Source organism: Pseudomonas sp. SDI, assembly GCF_003105155.1.
In the GTDB taxonomy this organism is placed as follows: domain Bacteria; phylum Pseudomonadota; class Gammaproteobacteria; order Pseudomonadales; family Pseudomonadaceae; genus Aquipseudomonas.
This window is the reverse complement of the sequence record NZ_QETK01000061.1, coordinates 1-3216: the sequence shown is the minus strand read 5'-3', so window position 1 is coordinate 3216 and position 3216 is coordinate 1. Positions and strand designations below refer to the sequence as shown.

At 60.2% G+C, this 3216-nt stretch carries 1 protein-coding gene; it reads right to left on the bottom strand.

What is annotated here, in order from left to right; genetic code table 11:
- The coding region (locus tag DCO48_RS22805; RefSeq protein ID WP_371919538.1) for an immunoglobulin-like domain-containing protein at window positions 1-3216 on the bottom strand (3216 nt) is incomplete at both ends.

The window sequence follows — 3216 nt, the reverse complement described above, 5'->3', positions numbered from 1 at the left end:
TCGGCGGCGTTGTTCAGGGTTGCGGTATAGACGATCTGGCCGCCCTCGGCCACGGAGGTGCTGGCGCTCAGGCTAACCGTCGTAACGTCGGCTTTGTCGGTGACGCTGGTGCTGACCGGGGTCTGGTTGGCGACCAGGTTCTCGTAGTTGCCGCCGCTGACCGTGGTGATGCTGTTGGTGACCGGCGCATGGCCCTGGTACACGTCGTTGGTAACGGTGTAGTTGACCGAGTTGGAGCTTTGACCGACGCCGATGGTGATGCTCTGACCATTGGCCAGGTTCACTACCACTGGGCTGCCGGTAACCGGCGCGCCGACACTGGCGGTATAGACGATGACGCCGCCTTCCACCGCACTTGGGGTGGCGGTCAGGGTGACGGCGGTATTGTCGATGGTGTCGGTGACACGGGTAACCGCTGCCGTGTCGCTGATGTCCAGTTTCTCGAAGTCACCACCAGTGGCGTTGGTGATTTTCACGCTGATGTCGCCAGCATCGATGTAGGCATCGTCCTTAGGCGCGGCGACGCTGATGCTGTTCGACGTCTGCCCAGCAGCAATCACAATCGACTGGCCGTTAGACAGGTTTACGGTGACCGCAGTGCCTGCCGGATTGCTCAGGGTGGCGGTGTAGGTGATCTGGCCACCTTCGGCGACGGTGCCGGTCGCAGTCAGCGACAGGCCGGTGGTATCAGCGGTACCTGGCACATCGGTGACTGTCGTGGTGACGGTGTCGGTCGAGTGTTCCAGCTTCTCGTAGTTGCCGCCTTCGACTTTGGTGATGCTGTTGCTCAAGACTTCGTTGGTGTTGAGCACGTTATTCGGTGCTTTGAATTCAACGAAGTTGGAGCTTTCGCCGACGCCAATGGTGATGGTCTGGCCGTTGGCCAGGGTCACAGTCAGTGGCGAGCCGGTGACTGGCGCGGTGACGGACGCGGTGTAAACCACGTTGCCGCCTTCGTTCACGCTCGGCGAAGCCGTCAACGTAACGGTGCTGGTGTCGATGGTGTCGGTGACGTGCGTCACGGCCGCCGTATCGCTGATGTCCAGCTTCTCGAAATCACCGCCGGTAGCGTTGGTGATCTTCACGCTGACATCGCCAGCATCGAGGTAGGCATCGTCTTTAGGTGCGGCGACGCTGATGCTGTTCGACGTCTGCCCAGCAGCAATCACAATCGACTGGCCGTTAGACAGGTTTACGGTGACCGCAGTGCCTGCCGGATTGCTCAGGGTCGCGGTGTAGGTGATCTGGCCACCTTCAGCCACGGTGCCGGTCGCAGTCAGCGACAGGCCGGTGGTATCAACGGTACCTGGCACATCGGTGACTGTCGTGGTGACGGTGTCGGTCGAGTGTTCCAGCTTCTCGTAATTGCCGCCTTCGACCTTGGTGATGCTGTTCGAGAGCGCTTCGTTGGTGTTGAGCACGTTATTCGGTGCTTTGAACTCAACGAAGTTGGAGCTCTCGCCGACGCCAATGGTGATGGTCTGGCCGTTGGCCAGGGTCACAGTCAGTGGCGAGCCGGTGACTGGCGCGGTGACGGACGCGGTGTAAACCACGTTGCCGCCTTCGTTCACGCTCGGCGAAGCCGTCAACGTAATGGTGCTGGTGTCGATGGTGTCGGTGACGTGCGTCACGGCCGCCGTATCGCTGATGTCCAGCTTCTCGAAATCACCGCCGGTAGCGTTGGTGATCTTCACGCTGACGTCGCCAGCATCGAGATAGGCATCGTCTTTAGGCGCGGCGACGCTGATGCTGTTCGAGGTTTGACCCGCGGCGATGACGATGCTTTGTCCGTTGGACAGGTTCACGGTGACCGCAGTGCCTGCCGGGTTGCTCAGGGTGGCGGTGTAGGTAATTTGACCACCTTCAGCCACGGTACCGGTCGCGGTGAGCGACAGGCCGGTGGTATCAGCGGTGCCAGGAACATCAGTCACGGTTGTAGTAACCGTGTCAGTCGAGTGTTCCAGCTTCTCGTAGTTACCGCCTTCGACCTTGGTGATGCTGTTCGAGAGCGCTTCGTTGGTGTTGAGCACGTTATTCGGTGCTTTGAATTCAACGAAGTTGGAGCTTTCGCCGACGCCAATGGTGATGGTCTGGCCGTTGGCCAGGGTCACAGTCAGTGGCGAGCCGGTGACTGGCGCGGTGACGGACGCGGTGTAAACCACGTTGCCGCCTTCGTTCACGCTCGGCGAAGCCGTCAACGTAACGGTGCTGGTGTCGATGGTGTCGGTGACGTGCGTCACGGCCGCCGTATCGCTGATGTCCAGCTTCTCGAAATCACCGCCGGTAGCGTTGGTGATCTTCACGCTGACATCGCCAGCATCGAGGTAGGCATCGTCTTTAGGTGCGGCGACGCTGATGCTGTTCGACGTCTGCCCAGCAGCAATCACAATCGACTGGCCGTTAGACAGGTTTACGGTGACCGCAGTGCCTGCCGGATTGCTCAGGGTCGCGGTGTAGGTGATCTGGCCACCTTCAGCCACGGTGCCGGTCGCAGTCAGCGACAGGCCGGTGGTATCAACGGTACCTGGCACATCGGTGACTGTCGTGGTGACGGTGTCGGTCGAGTGTTCCAGCTTCTCGTAGTTGCCGCCTTCGACTTTGGTGATGCTGTTGCTCAAGACTTCGTTGGTGTTGAGCACGTTATTCGGTGCTTTGAATTCAACGAAGTTGGAGCTTTCGCCGACGCCAATGGTGATGGTCTGGCCGTTGGCCAGGGTCACGGTGAGTGGCGAACCGGTGACTGGAGCGGTGACGGACGCGGTGTAAACCACGTTGCCGCCTTCGTTCACGCTCGGCGAAGCCGTCAACGTAACGGTGCTGGTGTCGATGGTGTCGGTGACGTGCGTCACGGCAGCGGTATCGCTGATGTCCAGCTTCTCGAAATCACCGCCAGTAGCGTTGGTGATCTTCACGCTGACGTCGCCAGCATCGAGATAGGCATCGTCCTTGGGCGCGGCGACGCTGATGCTGTTCGACGTCTGCCCAGCAGCAATCACAATCGACTGGCCGTTAGACAGGTTCACCGTCACCGCCGTGCCCGCTGGGTTGCTCAGGGTTGCGGTGTAGGTGATCTGGCCACCTTCAGCCACAGTGCCGGTCGCAGTGAGCGACAGGCCGGTGGTATCAGCGGTGCCAGGAACATCAGTCACGGTTGTAGTAACCGTGTCGGTCGAGTGTTCCAGCTTCTCGTAATTGCCGCCTTCGACCTTGGTGATG